This is a genomic window from Micromonospora cynarisoli (assembly GCF_030518815.1).
Classification (GTDB): Bacteria; Actinomycetota; Actinomycetes; order Mycobacteriales; family Micromonosporaceae; genus Micromonospora; species Micromonospora wenchangensis.
This window is the reverse complement of sequence record NZ_CP130426.1, coordinates 1253910-1275198: the sequence shown is the minus strand read 5'-3', so window position 1 is coordinate 1275198 and position 21289 is coordinate 1253910. Positions and strand designations below refer to the sequence as shown.

The 21289-nt window shown below is 73.7% G+C and carries 22 protein-coding genes and 1 pseudogene; 15 read left to right on the top strand and 8 right to left on the bottom strand.

The features are described from left to right. Window positions 1-105 precede the first annotated feature (105 nt). Complete coding sequence (locus Q2K16_RS05300; protein ID WP_302743890.1) at window positions 106-687, top strand: HD domain-containing protein; 582 nt, start codon at window positions 106-108, stop codon at window positions 685-687. Window positions 688-697: 10 nt separating this feature from the next. Here Q2K16_RS05300 and Q2K16_RS05295 read toward each other — a convergent pair whose 3' ends face one another. Then, complete coding sequence (locus Q2K16_RS05295) at window positions 698-1144, bottom strand: ArsI/CadI family heavy metal resistance metalloenzyme (RefSeq protein ID WP_302743889.1); 447 nt, start codon at window positions 1142-1144, stop codon at window positions 698-700. Between the two features lie 76 nt (window positions 1145-1220). On the opposite strand from Q2K16_RS05295, the gene Q2K16_RS05290 reads away from it, so the two are divergent. From Q2K16_RS05290 to Q2K16_RS05270, 5 genes and pseudogenes are all read left to right on the top strand, one after another. Further along, a complete protein-coding gene (locus Q2K16_RS05290) occupies window positions 1221-1601 on the top strand; it encodes an ArsR/SmtB family transcription factor (protein WP_489671852.1) in 381 nt (126 codons plus the stop codon). Continuing rightward, window positions 1598-2341 (top strand): annotated as a pseudogene (locus tag Q2K16_RS05285) (aquaporin); the annotation flags it as partial. The gene Q2K16_RS05290 and the pseudogene Q2K16_RS05285, both read left to right, overlap by 4 nt. A 44-nt stretch (window positions 2342-2385) precedes the next feature. Further along, entirely contained in the window at window positions 2386-2865 is a 480-nt protein-coding gene (locus Q2K16_RS05280) for a GNAT family N-acetyltransferase (protein ID WP_302746372.1), read from the top strand. A 28-nt stretch (window positions 2866-2893) separates the two neighbouring features. Continuing rightward, complete coding sequence (locus Q2K16_RS05275) at window positions 2894-3307, top strand: arsenate reductase ArsC (protein WP_302743888.1); 414 nt, start codon at window positions 2894-2896, stop codon at window positions 3305-3307. A gap of 101 nt (window positions 3308-3408) precedes the next feature. Then, the gene (locus Q2K16_RS05270; protein WP_302743887.1) at window positions 3409-4911 is read left to right on the top strand and encodes a carboxylesterase/lipase family protein; all 1503 of its coding nucleotides are present in this window, start codon (window positions 3409-3411) and stop codon (window positions 4909-4911) included. Here the strand turns inward: Q2K16_RS05270 and Q2K16_RS05265 are convergent. Then, complete coding sequence (locus Q2K16_RS05265; RefSeq protein WP_302743886.1) at window positions 4858-5901, bottom strand: helix-turn-helix transcriptional regulator; 1044 nt, start codon at window positions 5899-5901, stop codon at window positions 4858-4860. The two genes, Q2K16_RS05270 and Q2K16_RS05265, sit on opposite strands and share 54 nt — an antisense overlap. 110 nt (window positions 5902-6011) lie before the next feature. On the opposite strand from Q2K16_RS05265, the gene Q2K16_RS05260 reads away from it, so the two are divergent. Continuing rightward, window positions 6012-6473 (top strand): VOC family protein, encoded by a 462-nt coding sequence (locus Q2K16_RS05260; RefSeq protein WP_302743885.1) that lies wholly within the window; start codon window positions 6012-6014, stop codon window positions 6471-6473. A gap of 45 nt (window positions 6474-6518) precedes the next feature. Here the strand turns inward: Q2K16_RS05260 and Q2K16_RS05255 are convergent, their stop codons facing one another. The 3 genes from Q2K16_RS05255 to Q2K16_RS05245 are packed head-to-tail and all read right to left on the bottom strand — an operon-like array spanning window position 6519 to window position 9996. Then, window positions 6519-8798 carry an ABC transporter permease gene (locus Q2K16_RS05255; protein ID WP_302743884.1) on the bottom strand — a complete coding sequence of 760 codons (2280 nt, stop codon included), beginning with the start codon at window positions 8796-8798 and terminating at the stop codon, window positions 6519-6521. Further along, window positions 8795-9475 carry an ABC transporter ATP-binding protein gene (locus tag Q2K16_RS05250; protein WP_302743883.1) on the bottom strand — a complete coding sequence of 227 codons (681 nt, stop codon included), beginning with the start codon at window positions 9473-9475 and terminating at the stop codon, window positions 8795-8797. The genes Q2K16_RS05255 and Q2K16_RS05250 overlap by 4 nt, the downstream gene beginning before the upstream one ends. Beyond that, a complete protein-coding gene (locus tag Q2K16_RS05245) occupies window positions 9472-9996 on the bottom strand; it encodes a PadR family transcriptional regulator (protein WP_302743882.1) in 525 nt (174 codons plus the stop codon). The genes Q2K16_RS05250 and Q2K16_RS05245 overlap by 4 nt, the downstream gene beginning before the upstream one ends. A gap of 276 nt (window positions 9997-10272) precedes the next feature. Here Q2K16_RS05245 and Q2K16_RS05240 point away from each other — a divergent pair, with 276 nt between their 5' ends. Further along, window positions 10273-12012, top strand: coding sequence for a M28 family peptidase (locus Q2K16_RS05240; protein WP_302743881.1), 1740 nt, complete (start codon window positions 10273-10275; stop codon window positions 12010-12012). Between the two features lie 86 nt (window positions 12013-12098). Beyond that, a complete protein-coding gene (locus tag Q2K16_RS05235) occupies window positions 12099-12512 on the top strand; it encodes a type II toxin-antitoxin system Phd/YefM family antitoxin (protein ID WP_302743880.1) in 414 nt (137 codons plus the stop codon). Between the two features lie 336 nt (window positions 12513-12848). Here the strand turns inward: Q2K16_RS05235 and Q2K16_RS05230 are convergent, their stop codons facing one another. Together Q2K16_RS05230 and Q2K16_RS05225 are read right to left on the bottom strand one after the other, a co-directional pair. Then, the gene (locus Q2K16_RS05230) at window positions 12849-14114 is read right to left on the bottom strand and encodes an MFS transporter (protein WP_302743879.1); all 1266 of its coding nucleotides are present in this window, start codon (window positions 14112-14114) and stop codon (window positions 12849-12851) included. Beyond that, window positions 14111-14683 carry a winged helix-turn-helix domain-containing protein gene (locus Q2K16_RS05225; protein ID WP_302743878.1) on the bottom strand — a complete coding sequence of 191 codons (573 nt, stop codon included), beginning with the start codon at window positions 14681-14683 and terminating at the stop codon, window positions 14111-14113. The genes Q2K16_RS05230 and Q2K16_RS05225 overlap by 4 nt, the downstream gene beginning before the upstream one ends. 235 nt (window positions 14684-14918) lie before the next feature. On the opposite strand from Q2K16_RS05225, the gene Q2K16_RS05220 reads away from it, so the two are divergent. After that, complete coding sequence (locus Q2K16_RS05220) at window positions 14919-15770, top strand: DMT family protein (protein WP_302743877.1); 852 nt, start codon at window positions 14919-14921, stop codon at window positions 15768-15770. 24 nt (window positions 15771-15794) lie between these two features. Here the strand turns inward: Q2K16_RS05220 and smpB are convergent, their stop codons facing one another. Beyond that, entirely contained in the window at window positions 15795-16298 is a 504-nt protein-coding gene (smpB, locus tag Q2K16_RS05215) for an SsrA-binding protein SmpB (protein WP_302743876.1), read from the bottom strand. A gap of 83 nt (window positions 16299-16381) precedes the next feature. Here smpB and Q2K16_RS05210 point away from each other — a divergent pair, with 83 nt between their 5' ends. The 5 genes from Q2K16_RS05210 (at window position 16382) to Q2K16_RS05190 (ending at window position 21287) form a co-directional block, all read left to right on the top strand. Further along, window positions 16382-16921, top strand: a complete 540-nt coding sequence (locus Q2K16_RS05210) for a DinB family protein (RefSeq protein ID WP_302743875.1) — start codon at window positions 16382-16384, stop codon at window positions 16919-16921. A 38-nt stretch (window positions 16922-16959) separates the two neighbouring features. Beyond that, window positions 16960-17628 carry a class I SAM-dependent DNA methyltransferase gene (locus Q2K16_RS05205; protein ID WP_302743873.1) on the top strand — a complete coding sequence of 223 codons (669 nt, stop codon included), beginning with the start codon at window positions 16960-16962 and terminating at the stop codon, window positions 17626-17628. Window positions 17629-17692: 64 nt separating this feature from the next. Continuing rightward, a complete protein-coding gene (htpG, locus tag Q2K16_RS05200) occupies window positions 17693-19594 on the top strand; it encodes a molecular chaperone HtpG (RefSeq protein WP_302743872.1) in 1902 nt (633 codons plus the stop codon). Between the two features lie 110 nt (window positions 19595-19704). Next, on the top strand, window positions 19705-20913 hold the full coding sequence (locus Q2K16_RS05195) for a D-arabinono-1,4-lactone oxidase (RefSeq protein ID WP_302743871.1): 1209 nt from the start codon (window positions 19705-19707) through the stop codon (window positions 20911-20913). Continuing rightward, a complete protein-coding gene (locus Q2K16_RS05190) occupies window positions 20910-21287 on the top strand; it encodes a sensory rhodopsin transducer (protein WP_302743870.1) in 378 nt (125 codons plus the stop codon). Before Q2K16_RS05195 ends, Q2K16_RS05190 begins: the two co-directional genes overlap by 4 nt. The last annotated feature ends 2 nt before the right edge of the window (window positions 21288-21289 follow it).

The window sequence follows — 21289 nt, the reverse complement described above, 5'->3', positions numbered from 1 at the left end:
AACGAGTGATCCGGATCGATCAAGAGGAACTGTGCAAGCAGCCGAAGAACCAACCTCTATCGTCCACAGCCTGCGAGCAGACGGAGTCACCGAGGGGGCGGGCAGATGAACGACGACCACGACGACGTCGGAGCCATGCGCTTCATCTTCGAGGCCGGCGTACTCAAACGCGCCGCCCGCACCGGGTGGTGGTTCGCCGGTGTCAAGCACCCCGAGTCCATCGCCGACCACTCGTTCCGGACGGCGCTGATCGGGATGATGCTCGCCGCCATGGAAGGTGCCGACCCGGCCCGGGTGTCGATGCTGTGCGTCCTGCACGACACCCAGGAAACCCGGATCACCGACATCCCGCACATCGCCAGGCGCTATCTCACCGCCGCACCCAACGCCACGGTCACCGCCGATCAGGTCGCCGCCTGCCCGCCGGCCGTCGCTGACCTCATCAGCGCCGCCGTCGCCGAGTACGAAGCGGGCGAGACGCCTGAGGCCATCGTCGCCCGCGACGCCGACAAACTCGAATGCCTCGTCCAGGCAGTCGAGTACCGCCATCAGGGCATCGGCAACGTCCAACGCTTGATCGACAGCTCACGTGCGGCACTGAAGACCGCCAGCGCGTACCGCCTGGCGGAAGCCGCCCTCAGCGGTCAACCCCTCGCCTGGCTCACCCCGCCCCCACCGCCGGTGTAGCCGCCAGGCGTCAGCTGCGGGACGTGGTCTCGCAACACGTTCGTTCGTCGTCGGCTGCGGGCGAGGTCTGCGCGGAGGTGCCGTACCGGTCGGAGTCGCCCTTGACGACGTACACCTCCCAGCGCTCGTCACCGGGCCCGCGAACCCAGACCTTGTCCTGCACGGCGTAGCAGCAGGAGGTGTCGTTCTCGGTCAGGGTGATCAGCCCGGCCTCGGTGAGCCGGTCGGTGGCGGCGGTGACCTGCGCGCCGTCGAACACCTCGACCCCCAGGTGGTCGAGCGCGGTGGCCTGGTCCGGGTCGCCTTCGAGCAGGACCAGCTTGAGCGGGGGCTCCTCGATGGCGAAGTTGGCGTAGCCGGGTCGCCGCTTGGCCGGCTCGGTGCCGAACAGCTTCGAGTAGAACGCGATCGACCCTTCCAGGTCGGAGACGCGCAGGGCGAGCTGGACGCGGGACATCCCACACCTCCGGTTGTTTAGATGCCTGTCTAGGCAGAAGATTGCACTCTGGTTTGATGCTTGTCAAACTAGACGGGTGTCGAGACAAGAACTGCCGGTCCTCGCCGACCCGTCGGCCTGCTGCACGCCGATGGTCACCGAGGCCCTGACGGAGGACGCCGCCGCCGGCCTGGCGCGCGGCTTCAAGGCCCTCGGCGACCCGGTACGACTGCGGCTGCTGTCCCTGATCGCCGCGCGGGCCGGCGGCGAGGTGTGCGTGTGCGAGCTGACCGACGCGTTCACCCTGACCGGCCCGACGATCTCCCACCACCTGAAGGTGCTGCGCGAAGCCGGGCTGATCGACTGCCAGCGTCGGGGCACCTGGGTCTACTACTGGATCGTCCCGGCCCGCCTCGCCGCCCTGTCCCGGCTCCTGGACGTCTCGGCCGCCGCCGCGTCGACCGGGCCGACCCGGTGACGCCCGACCCGCCGCACGCCGTGCTGCGTCGGGCGTCGGCGGAACTGGTCGGCACCGGCCTGCTCGTCACCGCCGTGGTCGGCTCCGGGATCGCCGCCACCCGCCTCTCGCCGGGCGATGTGGGGCTGCAACTGCTGGAGAACAGCATCGCCACCGCGTTCGCCCTCGGCGCGCTGATCCTCATCTTCGGTCCGGTGTCCGGTGCCCACTTCAACCCCGTCGTGTCACTCGCTGCCTGGTGGCAGGCCCGCCGTGCGGGAACCGGTCCGTCGACCCGTGATCTCGGCGCGTACGTCGTGGCTCAGGTGCTCGGTGCGACCGGCGGCACGGTGCTTGCGCACCTGATGTTCGGGTTGCCCGCCGTCGCGATCTCCACCCACCGGCGGGACGGGAGCGGACTGTGGTTGGCCGAGATCGTCGCGACCGCCGGGCTCCTGCTGCTGATCGCCGCCCTCACCCGGGCCCGCCGGACCGACTTCGCTCCGGCGGCGGTCGGGGCGTGGATCGGTGGCGCGTACTGGTTCACCGCCTCCACCTCGTTCGCCAACCCGGCCGTCACGATCGGCCGCATGTTCACCGACACCTTCGCCGGCATCGCCCCCACCTCGGCGGCCGGGTTCATCGCCGCGCAGCTCGCCGCCGTCGGGGTCGCGCTCGCCGCGACCACCTGGTGGTATCCGACCGTCCGCCAGCGGGACGCAGCGGCGGTCGAGCTGGCACCGGCACAGCCGGGACGGACCGCCTCATGACCGGCGTCCGGTCGCCCCGACCCGATCTCGTGCCGATGACCGACGAGCACGCCCCGGCGGTGCTCGACATCTACCGGCACGGGATCGCCACCGGCGACGCCACCTTCGAGGCCGAACCACCCACCTGGGCCCGGTTCACCGCCACCCGCCTGCCCGGACACCGCTGGGTCGCCCTCGACCACACGGCTGCCGACCGCGTGCTCGGCTGGGTCGCGTGCACCCCGGTGTCCGACCGGTGCGTCTACGCCGGGGTCGTGGAGCACTCCGTCTACGTCCACCCCGACGCCCGGGGCCGAGGCGTCGGCCGGCTCCTGCTCCACCGCCTCATCGACTCCACCGAACAGGCCGGCATCTGGACCATCCAGTCCGGGGTCTTCCCCGAGAACACCGCCAGCCTCGCCCTGCACCACGCCTGCGGCTTCCGCACCGTCGGCGTCCGCGAACGCCTCGGCCGCCACCACGACCGGTGGCGCGACGTCGTCCTCATCGAACGCCGCAGTCCCGCCATCACCTGACCGCCGCCGCACCGGAAGAGGTCCACCCATGAGCACCCCCACCCGGCACACCACGCCATCGGTGCTGTTCGTCTGCGTCCACAACGCCGGCCGTTCCCAGATGGCCGCCGGCTGGCTGCGCCACCTCGCCGGGGACGCCGTCGAGGTCCGCTCCGCCGGCTCCGCACCCGCCGAACACGTCAACCCCGTCGCGGTCGAGGCCATGCGCGAGGTCGGCATCGACATCGCGGGCGAACAGCCGAAGATCCTCGACTGGGACACCGCCGAGGCCAGCGACGTGATCATCACGATGGGCTGCGGCGACACCTGCCCCGTCTTCCCCGGCACACGCTACGAGGACTGGAAACTCACCGACCCCGCCGGCCAGCCGCTGCCCGTCGTCCGCGAGGTCCGCGACGAGATCCGCCAGTACGTCGTCCGGCTCCTCGACGGTCTGACCTGACTGTTCAACCTGATCGACCCCGTTCGCAGGTCCTAAATGGTTTGCCGGTGGTCGGCGGGCGTTGGGATGCTGCGGCCGACCGGGAGCGGGAAGGGGCCAGCATGCCGTCGGAGTCCGAGCCGGAAGTCCGTACCGTGGCCGGTGTCCTGCACGGCTGCCGGGAGGCGGGCCGGGCGGTGTTCCGGGGCATCCCGTACGCCGAACCGCCGGTCGGAGCCCTCCGGTTCGCCGCGCCGCAGCCGGTGCGCGGCTGGGACGGCGTACGTCAGGCGCTCGCCTTCGGTCCGCCGCCCCCGCAGCCCGGCGCGTTCGGGACGTCCCCGCAGGGGACCGGCGACGACTGGCTGACGCTCAACGTCTGGACGCCGGACCCGGACCCGGCGGCCGGGTTGCCGGTCCTGGTGTGGATTCCCGGCGGCGGCTACCTCGTCGGCTGTTCCGGCCTCCCGGAGTACGACGGCGGACACCTCGCCGACGGCGGAACCGTGGTGGTGACGCTCAACTACCGCCTCGGCTTCGAGGGATTCGGGCAGCTCGACGGTGCCCCGGCCAACCGGGGGCTGCTCGACCAGGTCGCGGCCCTGCGCTGGGTGCGGGACAACATCCGCGCCTTCGGCGGCGACCCGGACCGGGTGACGGTCTTCGGTCAGTCGGCAGGCGGCGGCTCGGTCGCCGCGCTGCTGGCCGTGCCGCGCGCCGCCGGGCTGTTCCGGCGGGCGGTCGCGCAGAGCGTCCCGGGGACGTTCCTCTCGCCCGAGCTGGCCGCCGACGTCGCCGCCGCCTGCGCCGCCGAGCTGGGGGTACGACCGACCCTGGCCGACCTGTCGACGGTGCCGCCGGACCGGCTGCCGGCCGTGGGCCAGGCGATCTCGGCCGGGATCGTCAGGTGGCGGGAGCGGTGGGGGTCGATCACCCACCGACCGATCCCGTTCGCGCCGGTCGTCGACGGCGACGTGCTGCCGGCGACCCCGTGGCGGGCGCTGGCCGACGGTGCCGCCCGGGACGTCGACCTGCTCGTCGGGCACACCCGCGACGAGCACCGGCTGTTCAGCCTGCTCGACGGGGTGCTCGGCCAGGTCACGCCGGAGCAGACCGGGACCGCGCTGCGGATGCTGGCCCCGGGCCCGGACGGTGCCCGCCGCTACCGGGAGGCGTTCCCCGACGCGACCGACGAGCAACTGTACGAGCTGGTCAACGCGGACTGGCTGTTCCGGATGCCGAGCCTGCACCTGGCCGAGGCGCAGCTCGCCGGTGGCGGCCGGGCGCACTTCTACGAGCTGACCTGGCCGGCGCCGGGCCTGGGCGGCGCCCTCGGTGCCTGTCACGGCCTGGACGTGCCGCTGGTCTTCGGCAACCTGACCAGCGGGCAGCCCGCCATGCTGATCGGTGATCCGCCTCCGCCGGCGGCACACGAGCTGTCCGGGCAGCTCCGGGGGGCGTGGACGGCGTTCGCCGCGACGGGCGACCCCGGGTGGCCGGCGTACGACGCGGGGCGCGGCACGCGCGTCTTCGACGAGCGGGCGGCGGTCGTCGCGTACCCGGAGGAGACCTCACGGCTGCTGTGGCGGGACCACACCTTCGCCGCGCTCCCGCTGCTGGCCTGACCGCGTCCCGGCGGCGGCGTGACCGGTGGCGGTGCGGGTGAACCGGCCGGCCAGCAGCGCGAACGCGTCGGCGAGCGGTTGCGGGCCGACGACGGTGATCTCGGCGTCGTACCGGGCGACGGCGGCGGCGAGGCTCACCCAGGACCACGACCCGAGGGTGAGCCGGCACCGGTCGGGGGAGATCTCCTCGACGAGGCCGTCGCGGGTGTGCCGGGCCACGGTAGCGGCGGGCAGGTCGAGGAGCACCGTGCCCCGGCACGGCCAGTCCGCCGACCCGCCGCCCGACCCACGGAACACCCCGGTGAGGTACGTGGCGACGTCCCCGCCGGGCAGCGGCCTCGGGGTGAAGCGCGGCCCGTGGGGCGGGCGCAGGGTGATCCGGTCGACGCGGAAGGTCCGCCAGTCGGCCCGGTCGAGGTCCCAGGCGACGAGGTACCACCGGCCGTCCCAGGTGACGACGTGGTGCGGTTCGGTGTGCCGGGCCGGCCCGTCGGTGCTGTCGGGCCCGTAGTCGAAGCGCAGGATCTCGCGGTTCTGCGCGGCGGCGCTGAGCGTCAGCAGCACCCCGCCGTCGACCGGTTCGGCCGCTGCGGTGGCGGGCCGGGCGACGGCGGTGACGGTGAGCGCCCCGACCCGCTGCCGCAGCCGGGTGGGCAGCACCTGCCCGACGGTGTGCAGCGCCCGCGCCGCGTCGTCGGCGAGCCCGCCGTCCGTGCCGGTCGCCGCGACCTGGAGGGCGACGGTGAGGGCAACGGCCTGCTCGTCGTCGAACAGCAGTGGGGGCAGCACGGTGCCGGCGGCGAGCCGGTAACCGCCGTCGGGACCCTTGACGGCGGCGACGGGGTAGCCGAGGTCCCGCAGCCGGTCGACGTCGCGGCGCACGGTACGCAGGCTGACGCCCAGGCGTTCGGCCAGCACCCCGCCGGACCAGTCCCGACGGCTCTGCAACAGCGACAGCAGGGCGAGCAGTCGGGCGGACGTGGTCGGCATGGAATCCATTCTGCCCGTAGTAGGTGCCATTCCCTGTCACCTACCGCTGCGAATCTTGCTCCCGACCAGCCCACTTCCGGGCGTCGAGCACCAACAGCAAGGAGTCGACCATGGGTATCTCCGCCACCACGCACCTCAACTTCCGGGGTGACGCCCGCGCGGCGCTGGAGTTCTACCGGTCCGTGTTCGGTGGCCGCAGCACCGTCGTCAGCTACGGCGACCTGGGCATGCCGAAGGACCTGCCGGACGCCGACCGGGTCGTCTTCGGTCAGGTCACCGCCGACAACGGCTTCGCCATCATGGCCTACGACGTGCCCGCCGGTGCCCCCGCCGCAGCCGCGCCGACCGCCACCACCCGCGAGAACGGGACGACGCTGACCGGCGAACGGTTCTTCGTCTCCGTCCGGGGCGACAGCGCGGAGGAGGTCGGCGCGCTCTGGCACCGGCTCGCCGAGGGCGCGGACCTGATCGAGGAGTACGGGCCGTCGCCGTGGGCACCCGGGTTCGGGATGCTCACCGACCGGTTCGGCGTCACCTGGGTCCTCGACGTCGCCACCCCGCACGCCGGCTGACCGCCCGGTCCGGGTCGGCGTCCGTCGCCGACCCGGACCGGAAGGTCACTCGGTGCGCAGCCCGTCGGCGCGGGTGAGCCGCCACAGCAGGGGCAGGCTCAGCCCGGTGATCGCCAGGACGGTCAGCGCGCCGAGCCCGACGGAGAAGCCGACCACCGGCCAGGCGACCGAGACCGGGGCCTGCACCATCCGCAGCAGGGCCGCGCCGAGGCCGAGCCCGAAGACGACGGCCAGCACCAGCCCTACCCCGACCGGCAGGGCGGTCTGCCACAGCACGGACCAGCCGAGGGTGCTGCGTCGGGTGCCCACCGCCACCAGCATGGCCAGCAGCCGGCGGCGTTCCCGCAACTGCTCCAGCGTGCCGACCAGCATGCTGGTGGCGATCAGCACCAGCGTGACGACCGTGCCGATGGCCAGGCCACGCCGGATGTCGGCGAACCGGGGCGACTCGATGGTCGAGGACAGCACGGACACGGGAGTGGCCAGGTCGATCGCGGCGGCGGCGTTGCGGACGTGTTCGACCGCGTCGGGGTCGGCCTGGTCGAGCTGGAGGTAGACGGTCGTGCGCAGCGGACCGAGGACCCGCGAGCCGACCGCGCCGGGAGTGACCAGCACCGCGTTCTGCATCCAGCCGGCCGGGTCGGGCCGGGCCTGCGCGGGCCGCGCCGTCGTCGGCACCCGCCACCGTGACCCGTCCTCGACGGTCAGCACCGTGCCGGCGGGGACGACCGCCGGGTCACGCGGATCGGACACCAGGAACGTGTCCCCGTCCGCGCACCGGTCGAGGTGGGCGAACTCGGCCAGCGCGGCGCAGTCGCCGACCCGGACGTCCACCGGTGGGCCGTCCGGCGAGCCGGCGTTGGCCCCGGCGCTGAGGGTGCCGGTCACGGCTGTCACCCCCTCGGCCCCGCCGAACTGCCGCAGCACCCCGGCCAGGTCCGGTTGGTTCTGGAACTGCACCTGCACCTGCGCCCGGGAGGTGTCCTGCCCGCTGGCGGTGGTGAAGTCCCCGGCGATCCCGGCGAAGAGCATCTGCAGGCCGATGGTGCCGGCGACGGCGACCGCGATGCCGTTGACCAGCCGGGCGGAGGTGGCGCTGTCCAGCTGCACCCGGCGGACCGCGAGCTGCCAGGACACCGGACCGCCGCGCAGCCGCCGTACCAGCAGGTCGGTCAGCCAGGGCAGCACGGTGACCGTGCCGATCAGCAGCAGCACCGCCCCGGCCGGCACCAGCCACCGGGTGACCCCGCCGTCGGAGTCGCGTAGGCCGGCCACGGGCAGGAGCAGGGCCAGGCCGGCGGCGGGCAGCAGCAGCCGCCACCAGAGCCGGCGGCGGACCGGGGTGCCGCGCCGGGTCACCCCGAGCGGCTCCACCACCACCGCGCGCAGAGCCAGCATCGCCACCAGTACGGCCAGCGCCGGCACCGCCAGCACGACCGCCAGCAGCAGTACGGTGGGCGGCCGGATGTCGGAGGCGTACACGCTGATGTCGTAGAGGGTGACCAGCGGGACCAGTTGGCGGCCGGCGAGCAGGAACCCGATGCCGACGGCGACCCCGAGCAGGGCGCCGGCGGCGGCCTCCCCGGCGGCGATCCGCCGGACCATGGTGGTGTCCGCGCCGACCAGGCGCAGCGCGGCGAGCCGCCGGTCGCGCCGTTCACCGCCGTAGCGCACGGCGGAACCGAGGAACACCGCGATGGGCAGCAGCAGCACCACGAAGATGACCGCCACCAGCAGCATCAGGACCGGGCCCAGGCCCTCGCCGGGCAGCCCGCCGCCGAAGCTGTCCAGCCGGGTCGCCCCGCGCGTGTCGGTCAGCCGGTCGTCGCCCTGGTAGTAGGCCAGTTCGTTGGGGCCGGCGAGGCCCTCGTCGGCGATGGTGCCGGTGACCCGCGCGCCGCCCAGCCGGGGAGCGAACAGCGGGCCGTCGGAGGAGTCGAGCAGCCGGCGCAGGGCGGGGGAGACGACCACCTCGCCGGGGGCGGGCAGGGCGGTCAGCCCCGGCGGGACGGGCGCGGCCGGTCCCTCCGGCCGCAGCAGCCGGCCCCGGACCGGCGTGCCCCGGAACTCGTTGTCCACCGGGTGGACCAGCAGGGTGCCGGGCCCGGCCGCCACCTGTTCGCCCAGCCGCAGGTCGTCGCGGGCGTCGCCGCGCGCCTGCCGGGCGTCGAGCGCCCCGGGCACGGCGGTGGCCAGCAGCAGCATGGCCACCCCGATGCCGACGCCGACGGCGGTGAGCAGCGCCCGCGTCCAGCCCTCCCGACCGCCGGTGACGGCCATCCGGGCGCCCATCGCCAGGTCCGCGAGCACGCCCCGGCCGGTCACGCCGCGACCTCCAGGTTCCGGGTCCGCCCGTCGCGCACCACGACCTCCCGGTCGGAGTACGCGGCCACCCGCGCCTCGTGGGTGACCAGGACCACCGCCGCCCCGGTGTCCCGGGCGGCCTCGGTGAGCAGCCGCATGACCCGTTCGCCGTTGAGCGAGTCCAGCGCGCCCGTCGGCTCGTCGGCGAAGATCACCCGGGGGCGGGTGACCAGCGCACGGGCCACCGCGACACGCTGGCCCTGGCCGCCGGAGACCTCGCCGGGGCGCTTGCCGACCACCTCGGTGACCTCCAGCCGTTCCAGCCACTGCCCGGCCCGCTGTTCGGCCTCGCGGCGGGGGACGCGGGCCAGCCGCAGCGGCAGGGCGACGTTCTCCAGGCAGGTCAGCTCGGGCACCAGCTGGCCGAACTGGAAGACGAACCCGAACTGCTCCCGGCGCAGGGCGCTGCGCTGGGCGTCGCTCATCGTCACCAGGTCCCGGCCGTCGAAGACGACCCGGCCCCGGTCGGGGCGGACGATCCCGGCCAGGCAGTGCAGCAGGGTGGACTTGCCGGACCCGGACGACCCGAGCACCGCGACCACCTCGCCCTCGTCGATGCGCAGCGCGGCGTCGACCAGCGCGACCGTCTCGCCGAAGCGGCGGTGCAGGCCCTCGGCGACCAGCAGCGGGGCGCTCATGCGCGCACCCGCGCGGCCAGCTCGTCGAGCCGGGCGGTGGTCAGTTCCAGCCAGCGCAGGTCGGCCTCCAGGTGGAACAGGGCGTGATCGCAGATCAACTGCTCGGCGAGGTCGCCGCCGCGCTTGCGCCGGGTCAGCTCCCGCATCAGCCGCAGGTGCTCGGCACGCTGCACGTCGAGCAGTTCGGCCGCCGCGCGGCCGGTGAGCAGGGCGAGCACCACCTTGGTGTAGAGGACGCTCTGCAGGTAGGGCTCGGGCTGTTCCGGGCGGGCCAGCCACTGCGCCACGTCGGCGACGCCCGCCTCGGTGATGGCGTACCGCTTGCGGTCGGGGCCCTCGCCGGGCTCGACCGCCTCCACCTCCACCAGGCCGCCGCGCAGCAGCCGGGACAGGGTCGCGTAGACCTGGCCGTAAGCGACCGGGCGGGAGTGGCCGAAGTGTTCGTCGTAGCGCCGTTTGATGTCGTAGCCGTGCCGGGGGGTCGCCTCCAGCAGGCCGAGGAAGGTCTGGCCGATGGACATGCGGGTGACTATACACATCGCGTATACGCGCGTTGTCTACACCCCGCGCCGACGTCGCCGCGGCCGACTCCCGGCGGTCTTCCCGGCGTCGCCCGGGAATGTGACACCGTCCGACCGATTGACCCGGAGATTGATACATGTCAGTGTTTCCTTCCCCGGCGTCTCCGGCGCGACCCCACCCCCGGGTCGCGGGACCCGTGCACCCCCATGCCGACTCCGGCACACGGGACGGTGACGCCCGGGCGGACGCCCCGCCGACCCCCATGAGGAGCTCGCATGAAGCGCAGAACCCTGGCGATCGCCGCCGTCACCGCGGTGACGCTCGCCCTGGCCGCGCCACCGGCCTCGGCCACCCCGACCGCCCGGCCGGCCACCGCCGCGCCGGCCGTCGCCGCGCTCGCCGCCCCGGACGTCTCGGTCAGCAACGTCCAGGCGCACCTGGCCCAGTTCCAGAGCATCGCCACCAGCAACGGCGGCAACCGGCGGGCCGGCTCGGCCGGCTACACCGCCTCGGTCGCCTACGTGAAGTCCAAGCTCCAGGCCGCCGGCTACACGGTCACCGAGCAGACCTGCACTAGCTGCACCTACCAGGGCAACAACGTGATCGCCGAGTGGCCGCAGGGCCCGAGCACCGACGTCGTCATGTTCGGCGCGCACCTCGACGGCGTCGCCGCCGGGCCGGGCATCAACGACAACGGCTCCGGCTCGGCGGTGCTGCTGGAGAACGCCCTGGTGCTGGCCCAGCAGAACCCGACCATGACCAAGCGGGTCCGGTTCGCCTGGTGGAACGGCGAGGAGCAGGGCCTACAGGGCTCGAAGTTCTACGTCAACTCGCTGACCACCGCCCAGAAGGGCTACATCAAGGGCTACTACAACTTCGACATGGTCGCCTCGACCAACGGCGGCTACTTCATCAACCGGGTCACCTCCACCACCGCCGCGCCGCTCAAGGCATACTGGGACTCCCTCGGGCTGTCGCCGGAGGAGAACACCGAGGGCCAGGGCCGCTCCGACGACTACTCGTTCCAGCAGGCCGGCATCCCCACCTCGGGCTACGCGATGGGGGCCAGCGCCCGCAAGACCAGCTCCCAGGCCAGCAAGTGGGGCGGCACCGCCAACGCCGCGTACGACCCGTGCTACCACTCGTCCTGCGACACCACCAGCAACATCAACGCCACCGGGCTCAACCGCAGCGCCGACGGCGTCGCGTACGCCATCTGGGACCTCGCGGTCGGCGGCGGCACCCCGACCAACGACTTCTCGGTCGCGGTCAGCCCGACCGCCGGTGGCGTCGCCCGGGGCGGCTCCACCACCGCCACGGTCAGCACCGCCACCACCAGCGGCAGCGCCCAGACCGTCACGCTGTCGGCCTCCGGTGCGCCCAGCGGCGTGAGCGTCTCGTTCAGCCCGTCGTCGGTCACCTCCGGCGGCTCGGCCACCATGACGGTCAGCGCGTCGTCGAGCGCCACCCTCGGCACCTACACGCTGACCGTGACCGGCACCGGCTCGGCCACCCGGACGGCCAGCTACACCCTGACCGTCACCGGCGGCACCGGGAGCTGCACCGGCGGGCAGGTCGTCGGCAACGGCGGCTTCGAGTCGGGCACCAGCCCGTGGACGGCCACCTCCGGCGTCATCACCAACTCGTCCAGCCAGCCGGCCCGCACCGGCTCCTACAAGGCGTGGCTCAACGGCACCGGCAGCACCAGCACCGACACGCTGTCCCAGTCGGTGACCGTGCCGGCCGGCTGCTCCTCCTACACCCTCGCCTTCTACCTGCACATCGACACCACCGAGCGGACCACCACCGTCGCGTACGACAAGCTGGTGGTCCAGGTCGGCAGCACCACGCTGGCGACGTACTCGAACCTGAACAAGGCCAGCGGCTACACCCTGCGCTCGTTCGACGTGGGCGCGTACGCAGGGCAGACGGTGACCCTGAAGTTCACCGGCACCGAGGATGCCTCGTTGCAGACCAGCTTCGTCATCGACGACGTGACGTTGCAGGTGAGCTGACCGACCCGGGTGGGGTGGACGCCTGGTCCACCCCACCCGGACCGTCATGACGGTAAATGTCATACCCGGGTCCGACCATGGGGGGCATGGCTGCCCCCGCGCTGTCCCACCACAGTGGTCGACCCTGTTCCGTGCCGCTGCGCGAGCTGCGTACCCGGCTGACCCAGCTGATCGCGATGGCCGAGCTGACCGACACGGTCACCCTGGTCACCCGCGACGGCGACCCCCGGCCGGTCGCCGCGATCGTGCCGGCCCCCGCCGCCCGCAGCGCCGCCCAGGCCCGCGCCGACGGTGAACGCCTCGCCACGGTGACGGCGGGTTGGGCCCGCCGGCTGGAGGAGTCGCACCGGCAGGGCGCCCTGCGGCACGCCGCCGAGTTGCGGGCCGTGACCGACGCCCTCGCCGAGGTCTGGGCCGAGCTGGACCGGCACGTCCCACCCGGCACCGACCCGGCCGTCGACCGGCTCCGCGCCGCCCACGCCGCCCTGCGCCGCGACTGACCCCGACCCGACCCACCTCCTGCCCGACCTGCCTCCCGCCCCGGCCTGTCTCCGGCCCGACGCCCGGGTCGGTCCCCACCCGCACCGCGCCGGCACGCCCACCGCCAGACGCGCCGCGCCCTGGTCCCGCCCATCCCCACCCCATCCCACCCTGGCCCCGGCCCACCTCGCCTCGGTGATCAAGAAGTTTGCGTCAATTGATCAAGAGGTTTGCGTCAACTTGAAGATCGAAGCTGACGCAAACCTCTTGATCACCGAGAACAGAGGCCGGAGCCAGGGACCGGGGGCCGGAGGGCGGGGGAGGGGGCGGGGGGCCGGTGCGGGGGCGGGAGATGGTCAACTGACCGGGGTGGGGGTTTGTGCCGGGCGGTCGGGGGTGACTGGGCGGTCCAGTGTGCGCCAGGGGCCGCCGAGTAGCGGGGTGAGCACCACCAGCAGGTAGCAGCCGCCCACGGTGAGCAGGGTGGGCGTGGTGCCGAAGCTGTCGACGGCCACCCCGGCGGCGAGCGCGCCCAGTGGGATGCCGGCCCAGCAGCCCGCCCCGATCACCCCGAACACCCGGGCCCGCAGGTGGGCCGGCACCCGTTCCAACTCGACCGCGCCGAGCAGCGGATTGATCGCGCCGGCGGCGAAGCCCGCCCCGGCGAAGACCACGACCACCCAGGGCAGCGGCGGCGCGGCGGCCAACACCCAGAAGGGCGGCGCACCGGCCAGCGCGAACGCGGTGACGAGGGTCGCCCGGCGGGGCAGGCGGTGGCCGACCGCGCTGAACAGCAGCGACCCGACCAGCGCGCCGCCGCCCATCGCCCCGACCAGTAGGCCGAACGCGGTGGCCCCGCCGAGTTCCCGGTCGGCCACCACCGGCAGCAGCACGCTGCTCTTGGTCGCGTCGAAGAAGTTGGTCACCAGCACCAGCAGCACCACCGCCCGCAGCAGCGGTTCCCGGGCCAGGAAGCGCACCCCGGCGGCGAAGTCCCGCCAGTAGCCGCCGCCGGTCGGCCCGGTCGACTCGGCCGGGCGCAGCGACCGGGGCACCAGCAGCGCCACGACCAGCGCCGAGACCGCGAAGGTGGCGGCGTCCACGGCCAGCACCGGGAGCGCGCCGAGGGCGGTCACGAGCAGCCCGGCCACCGGCGCGCCGACCAGCCGGGCACCGCGTTCGGTCGCCTCGTACCAGCCGACGGCCCGCTCCAGCGGCGCCCCGGCGGCGGTGGCCGCCTCCGGCAGCAGCGCGTTGCGGGCGGTCTGCCCCGGGGTGTCGAGCAGGCCGCTGGCGAAAACCAGCCCGAGCAGGGCCCAGAACGGCAGGCCGACGGTGGCGTCGAGCAACGGCACGGCCGCCACGGTCAGCCCGGAGACCACGTCGGCCAGGACGCTGGCCCGCCGGTAGCCGATCCGGTCCACCAGCACCCCGCCGAGGGCGCCGCCGAGCACCACCGGCACGGTGGCGACCGCGCCGGTCAGGCCGGTGGCGGAGGGCGAGCCGGTCGTGGCGAGCACGTACAGCGGCAGCGCGATCAGGGTGAGCATGTTGCCGGTGAGCGAGACGGCGTGACCGACCAGCAGGCCGACCAGGGGAGCGCGGCGGCGCGGCGGCGTCACCGCGGGTCCCGGAAGGCGTGGTAGATCAACGACACGGAGGCGGCCCCGGGCCGGTCCGGGTCGCTACGGTCCCGCCAGCGGGCGGCCAGCGCCTCCAGGTCGGCCCGCAGCTCGATCAACTCGTCGCTGGTCAGGTGCAGCGAGGAGTCGCTGCTGGCGGTGCCGCGCACCCACTGCGGCTCGAGGGTCGCCTCGACGTCGAGGTAGTGGCCGAGGCGTTCGGCATACCGGTCGAGGACGGCGCGGCGCAGCAGGTCGGAGGCGGCCCGCCGCTCCGGGTCGGCGAGCGCCTCGACCGGCTCCCAGGACGTCCGCGCGTGCGTCGCCCGCCACCAGCGTTCCCGGCGGTCTCGGGCGTGCTCGGGGGCCTCCTCGACGAAGCCGTGCTCGGCCAGCTTGCCCAGGTGGTAGCTGACCGACCCGACCGCCTCGTCGATGGCGTCGCTGAGCATGCCGACGGTGCGTGGGCCCCGCACCCGCAGCTCGCCGAGCAGCCGCAGCCGGGTCGGGTGGGCCAGCGCGCGCATCGCCCGGGGGTCGGTGAGGTGCCTGGTGGTTTCCTCCGTCATGCGCTCACCCTAGAAGCACAAGACATGAAGTACAAGAAGTCTTGTGAAACTGTGGCAGCGCGCCGGGGTGGCGACGCGCTGCGGGGCGCGGACGCGCCGGGGAGAATGCGACGGAGCGACGGCTGACGCGGACCCGGCCGGGACCAGGAACAGAGGCGGTGCCGATGACCGAGCCGGCGGTGACCACCGCAGCCGGCCCGGTGGCGTCCACCGGGCCGGGAGCCGGGGGCGGGCCGTGACGGCCGGCCTCGCCCTGACCTTCGCCCTCGGCGCGGCCTTCGGCTACGGCGTCGGCTCGGTCCTCCAGGCCGTCGGGGCCCGACGCGGGGCCAGCACCCTGCGGGCCCTCGGCCATCCGCTCTACCTCGTCGGCCTGGGCTGCGACACGCTGGCCTGGCTCGCCTCCCTGGTCGCCCTCCAGAAACTGCCCGTGTACGCGGTCCAGTCGGTCACCGCCGGCTCGCTGGCCGTCACCGTGGTCGTCGCCCGGATCGTGCTCGGCGCGCGACTGCGCCGCCGGGACACCGGGGCGATCCTGCTCACCGTCGCCGCCCTCACCGTCATCTCGCTTGCCGCCGGCCCCGAACCACCCGTCACCGCGTCGACGGCGCTCCGGGTCGGCCTGGCCGGCGCGGCGGTGCTGACCGCCGTCGCCGCAGCCGCCGCCCTGCGGGTCGCCCGGCCGATCGTCGCCGCCACCCTGGCCGGTCTCGCCTGGGGAATCACCGCGCTGTGCGCGCGGGCGCTCACCCCACCAGCCGACCCGTGGGGCCACCCGGGCGCGGCGGCCTGGGCCCTGCTGCGGGAGCCGGTCACCTGGGGCCTGGTCGTCTCCGGGGTGGCCGGGACGGTCCTCTACGCGCACGCGCTGCGGCACGGGCAGGTCGGGCCGGTCACCGCCGTGCTCTGGGCGGTCGAGATCGTCGTCCCGTCGGTCGCCGGGGTGCTGCTGCTCGGCGACGGGGTACGTCCCGGCTGGCTGCCGTGGGCGGTCCTGGCCACCCTGACCACCGTGGCCGCCGCGATCGTGCTGGCGGGTGCCCCGGGCACCGCCGACACCGCCGCAGCGGACGACGCCCCCGGCTGAACCGACGCCACGCGTCGACCGTGGTCAGCCCGGGCGGCGGCCCTCGCCGGCCGGTCGCCGGCCCTTGAGCCGGCGGCCCAGTTCCCGGGCGATCTCCCGGTTGGCGTCGCGTTCGGCGAGCACCTGACGCTTGTCGTACGAGCGGCGGCCCCGGGCCAGCCCGACCTCCACCTTCGCCCAGCCGTTGCTGAAGTACATCGACAGCGGCACCAGGGTGATCCCGGGGTCGCGCAGCTTCTCCAGGATGCGGGCGATCTCCACCCGGTGCAGCAGCAGCTTACGGGTCCGCCGGGGCTGGTGGTTGGTCCAGGTGCCGTAGCCGTACTCGGCGATGTGCAGGCCGTGCAGCATGATCTCGCCGTCGCTCTCCTGGGCGAACGCGTCGACAAGCGACACCCGCCCCTCGCGCAGCGACTTCACCTCGGTGCCGGCCAGCACGATGCCCGCCTCGTACGTCTTCAGCACGGTGTAGTCGTGCCGCGCCTTCCTGTTGACGGCGACGGGCCTACGCTCCGCGTCCCGCGACACCACGACCACCCCCGCCCGGATCTGCCAGCGGCGTACACCCTACCGCCGGTGCCGGCCCGTCACCTGCGTGGCAGGATCGCCGCATGTCGGAGTGGGCGGCGATCACGCCGGAGGACCGGGACTGGACAGGCGTCATCGACGACGGGTGCGCCGAGTGCGGCTTCGTGCCGCAGCGGGCCGACGCCACCGGGGGCCGGCTGCGCGCCACCGTCCCGGTCTGGCGGGAGGTGCTCTCCCGGCCCGACGCGACCCGGCGGCCCACGCCGACCGTCTGGTCGCCGGTGGAGTACGCCTGCCACGTGCGGGACGCCTGCCGGATCTTCCGGGGTCGGCTGGCGCTGATGCTCGACGAGGACGACCCGGTCTTTCCCAACTGGGACCAGGACGCCACCGCCGTCGAGGACGACTACTTCCACCAGGCGCCGTCCCGGGTGGCCGGGGAACTCGCCGCGCAGGCCGAGTCGACCGCCGCCGCGTTCGACGCCGTCACGGCCGCGCATTGGGACCGGCCGGGCCGGCGCAGCAACGGTTCGGTGTTCACCGTGCGCCGCTTCGCCGTCTACTTCCTGCACGACGTGGTGCACCACGTGCACGACGTGACCCGCCCGACGACCACCCGCTGACCCCCGGCGCAGCCGTCCGGCCGGTAGGGTCCCCGGCCGTGACCGACGCCGACTTCCTCGCCGAGACCCGCGCCTCCTACGACACCATGGCCGCCGGGTACGCCACCCGGTTCCGGACCGAACTCGCCGCCCGCCCGGTCGACCGGGCCATGCTCGCCGCGTTCGCCGAGACCGTGCTGACCTGCGGGGGCGGACCGGTGCTGGAGGTCGGCTGCGGCCCCGGCCGGATCACCTGTCACCTGCGCGACCTCGGGCTGGCCGTCACCGGGCTCGACCTGTCCCCGGGGATGCTGGCGCAGGGCCGGCTGGCCCACCCCGACCTGCGCCTGGTCGAGGCGTCCATGCTGGACCTGCCGGTGGCCGACGGCGTGCTGGCCGGGCTGGTCGCCTGGTACAGCGTCATCCACGTGCCCGACGAGTGGCTGCCCCGGGTGTTCGCCGAGTTCCACCGGGTCCTCGCCCCCGGCGGGCACGCCCTGCTCGCCTTCCAGGTCGGCGACGAGACGGTGCGCTACACCGAGGCGTGGGGCGAACCGGTCTCGCTGGCGTTCCGTCGCCGTCGACCCGACCACGTCGCGGCGCTGCTGCACGCCGTCGGGCTGACGGAACGGGCCCGGATGTGCCGGGCCGCGCAGGAGTTCGACGGTGCCACCGAACGCACCCCGCAGGCCTGCCTGCTGGTTCGTCGGGACCACGACCGGGCGTGACCGGGCCGCCACGGCACCTCGTATCCTGTTGCGCGGATCTGGCCCGCCGTACGAGGAGGTTGGTGTGAGCAGTCGGACCGAGACGCTGGAGTTCCAGGCGGAGACACGCCAGCTGCTGCAACTGATGGTGCATTCCATCTACTCGCACAAGGACGTCTTCCTGCGCGAGCTGATCTCCAACGCCTCCGACGCGTTGGACAAGCTCCGGCTGGAGTCGCTGGTCGACTCCGACCTCGACGTGGACACCTCCGACCTGCACATCGAGCTGGTGGCCGACCCGCAGGCCCGGACCCTGACCGTCCGGGACAACGGCGTCGGCATGTCCCGCGAGGACGTCGTCTCGCTGATCGGCACCATCGCCCGCTCCGGCACCGCCGAGCTGCTGCGCAAGCTCAAGGAGTCCAAGGAGACCGCCGGTGGCGAGCTGATCGGCCAGTTCGGCGTCGGGTTCTACTCGACGTTCATGGTCGCCGACCGGGTCACCCTGCTCACCCGCCGGGCCGGGGAGGCCGAGGGCACCCGCTGGGAGTCCAGCGGCGAGGGCACGTACGTGGTGGAGACCGTCGACGACGCCCCGCAGGGCACCTCCGTCACCGTGCACCTCAAGCCCGCCGACGACGAGGACAACCTGCACGACTACGCCGACCTCGCCACGATCCGGCAGATCGTCAAGCGGTACTCGGACTTCATCGCCTGGCCGATCCGCACCACCGTGCCGGGCGTCGACGGCGGCGAACCCACCGAGGAGACCCTCAACTCCCGCAAGGCGCTCTGGGCGCGCCCGCGCGACGAGGTCGCCGAGGAGGAGTACCGCGACTTCTACCGGCACGTCAGCCACGACTGGACCGACCCGCTGGAGACCATCCACATGCGCGGGGAGGGCACCTTCGAGTACGAGGCGCTGCTGTTCCTGCCCGCGCACGCGCCGTACGACCTCTACCAGGCCGACGGCCGGCGCGGGGTGCAGCTGTACGTCAAGCGGGTGTTCGTGATGGACGACTGCGCCGCGCTGATGCCGAACTACCTGCGGTTCGTCAAGGGCGTGGTGGACGCGCACGACCTGTCGCTGAACATCTCCCGGGAGATCCTGCAGCAGGACCGGCAGATCCAGATCGTCCGCCGCCGGCTGGTCCGCAAGGTGCTCGCCACGGTCAAGGACATGCGCACCGGCAACCCGGAGCGGTTCGCCACCTTCTGGGGCGAGTTCGGCCGGGTGGTCAAGGAGGGTCTGCTGGAGGACCCGGACAACACCGAGACCATCCTCGACCTGCTGTCGGTGGCCTCCACCCACCACGACACCGAGCCCACCACGCTGGGCGGGTACGTGGAGCGGATGAAGGACGGCCAGACCGAGATCTACTACGCCACCGGCGAGAACCGCACCATGCTGGAGAACTCGCCGCACCTGGAGGCGTTCCGGGCCAAGGGCTTCGAGGTGCTGCTGCTCACCGACCCGGTCGACGAGGTGTGGGTGGAACGGGTCGGCCAGTTCGACGGTAAGCCGCTGCGCTCCATCGCCAAGGGCCAGGTCGACCTGGAGACCGAGCAGGAGCGCAAGGACACCGAGGTAGCCCGGGAACAGCAGAACAAGGAGTACGCCGAGCTGCTCACCTTCCTCGGCGGGGCGCTCGCCGACACGGTCAAGGAGGTTCGGCTCTCGTCCCGGCTGACCACCTCGCCCGCGTGCATCGTCGGCGACGCGCACGACATCACCCCGACCCTGGAGAAGATGTACCGGGCGATGGGGCAGGAACTGCCCCCGGTCAAGCGCATCCTCGAACTCAACCCGACCCACCCGCTGGTCACCGGCCTGCGCGTCGCCCACCAGCGGGGCGACGACAGCGCGGCGCTCACCGAGACCGCCGAGCTGCTCTACGGCACGGCGCTGCTCGCCGAGGGCGGTGACCTGGCCGACCCGGCCCGGTTCGCCCGGCTGCTCGCCGACCGGCTGGCCCGTACCCTCTGATCCGCCTCCGTCCCCGGCCGGGTCGACGCCCGGCCGGGAGCGGGTGGGGGCCGGCGTGTAGCCGCCCGGACGCCGGGTAAGCGCGGGGCCCGGCGGCAGGAGGCGGTGCGGTGGCAGACGCGTTCGTCAACTGGTCCGGCAGCCTCACCTTCACCCCGGCCCGACACGCCCACCCGGCCGACGAGGCCGAGGTGTGCCGGCTGGTGCGGCGGGCCCGGGAGACCGGCACGACGGTCCGTCCGGTCGGCTCCGGCCACTCGTCGAGCCCGCTGGTGCGCACCGACGGTGTGCTGCTCAGCCTGGACCGGCTGGCCGGCGTGCTGGCCGAGGACGGCGACCGGGCGACCGTGCTGGGCGGCACGAAGCTGCGGGCGCTGGGGGAGGGGCTCTACGACGCCGGGCTGGCCATGGACAACCTGGGCGACGTCGACTACCAGTCGATCGCCGGGGCCACCGCGACCGGCACCCACGGCACCGGCCTGGGCTTCGGCAACCTCAGCACCCAGGTCGTCGGGGCGCGGCTGGTCACCGGCACCGGGGAGGTGCTGGACGTCGACGCCGACCGGCACCCCGAGCTGCTGCCGGCGGTGCGGCTGTCGCTCGGCGCGCTGGGGGTGGTGACCCGGCTGACCCTGGACGTGCAGCCCCGCTACGACCTGCGCCGCCGCACCTGGTGCGCCCCGCTCGACTGGACCCTCGACCACCTGGCCGAGTTGCAGCACACCAACCGCAACATGGACTTCTACTGGTATCCGCGCAGCGACCGGACCCAGGTGCGCACCATGAACCGGGCCGACCGGCCGCCTGTGGAGCAGGGGGTGTGGGACACCGCCGGCACCGCACCGGCACGGCCCCGGGAGAACGAGGTGGGGCCCACCCACCGGACCATCCCCCGGGACCGGGCGCTGCGTTTCGAGGAGATCGAGTACATGCTGCCGTCGGAGGCGTTCCCGGCCTGCTTCGCCGAGGTACGCCGCCGGATCATGGCCCGGCACCGGCGGACGGTCGCCTGGCGGGTGCTGGTGCGCACCGTCGCCGCCGACGACATCTGGCTGAGCAACGCCCACGGCCGGCCCACCACCACCATCGCCTGCCTACAGAACACCGGCCTGCCCCACGAGGAGTACTTCCGGGACATGGAGGCGGTGTTCCGCCAGTACGGTGGCCGGCCGCACTGGGGCAAGAAGCACTGGCTGACCGCCCACGAGCTGCGCCCGCTCTACCCCCGGTGGGACGACTTCCGGGCGGCCCGCCGCCGGCTCGACCCGGACGGGGTGTTCCTCACCCCGGACCTGGCCCGGCTGCTGGAGCCGGTGTGACACCGCAGGTGGGGGCGCGGGTGTGGGTGGTGCCGGGCGGGCACATCCCGTTCCCGGGCAGCGGGGAGGAGCCGCAGTTCACCGGCTTCGACCAGCTCTGCGTGCTCAACGCCACGCCCACCGACGCCGACGTCGAGTTCGATCTCTACTACGAGGACACCGAACCGGTCGGGCCGTACCGGATCACCGTGGCCGCCCGCCGGATCCGGCACGTACGCCTCAACGACCTGATCGATCCGCAGGCGGTCCCCCTCGACCGCCCGTACGGCTGCCTGCTGCGCTCGCCGGTGCCGGTGGTGGTGCAGTTCCTGCGTCAGGACACCCGGCTGCCCGGTGCGCTGGCGCTGGCCGCCACGATGGCGTACCCGGCCTGAGC

What these genes read in the sequence shown, in the direction of transcription:
- Q2K16_RS05265 (WP_302743886.1), bottom strand. Translation starts at nt 5,901, where the DNA reads ATGCCGACCACGTCCGCCCGACTGCTCGCCCTGCTGTCGCTGTTGCAG.
- Q2K16_RS05245 (WP_302743882.1), bottom strand. Translation starts at nt 9,996, where the DNA reads ATGTCCATCGGCCAGACCTTCCTCGGCCTGCTGGAGGCGACCCCCCGG.
- Q2K16_RS05210 (WP_302743875.1), top strand. Translation starts at nt 16,382, where the DNA reads ATGTCGGAGTGGGCGGCGATCACGCCGGAGGACCGGGACTGGACAGGC.
- Q2K16_RS05295 (WP_302743889.1), bottom strand. Translation starts at nt 1,144, where the DNA reads ATGTCCCGCGTCCAGCTCGCCCTGCGCGTCTCCGACCTGGAAGGGTCG.
- Q2K16_RS05240 (WP_302743881.1), top strand. Translation starts at nt 10,273, where the DNA reads ATGAAGCGCAGAACCCTGGCGATCGCCGCCGTCACCGCGGTGACGCTC.
- Q2K16_RS05225 (WP_302743878.1), bottom strand. Translation starts at nt 14,683, where the DNA reads ATGACGGAGGAAACCACCAGGCACCTCACCGACCCCCGGGCGATGCGC.
- Q2K16_RS05280 (WP_302746372.1), top strand. Translation starts at nt 2,386, where the DNA reads ATGACCGACGAGCACGCCCCGGCGGTGCTCGACATCTACCGGCACGGG.
- Q2K16_RS05250 (WP_302743883.1), bottom strand. Translation starts at nt 9,475, where the DNA reads ATGAGCGCCCCGCTGCTGGTCGCCGAGGGCCTGCACCGCCGCTTCGGC.
- Q2K16_RS05235 (WP_302743880.1), top strand. Translation starts at nt 12,099, where the DNA reads ATGGCTGCCCCCGCGCTGTCCCACCACAGTGGTCGACCCTGTTCCGTG.
- Q2K16_RS05275 (WP_302743888.1), top strand. Translation starts at nt 2,894, where the DNA reads ATGAGCACCCCCACCCGGCACACCACGCCATCGGTGCTGTTCGTCTGC.
- Q2K16_RS05260 (WP_302743885.1), top strand. Translation starts at nt 6,012, where the DNA reads ATGGGTATCTCCGCCACCACGCACCTCAACTTCCGGGGTGACGCCCGC.
- Q2K16_RS05270 (WP_302743887.1), top strand. Translation starts at nt 3,409, where the DNA reads ATGCCGTCGGAGTCCGAGCCGGAAGTCCGTACCGTGGCCGGTGTCCTG.
- Q2K16_RS05300 (WP_302743890.1), top strand. Translation starts at nt 106, where the DNA reads ATGAACGACGACCACGACGACGTCGGAGCCATGCGCTTCATCTTCGAG.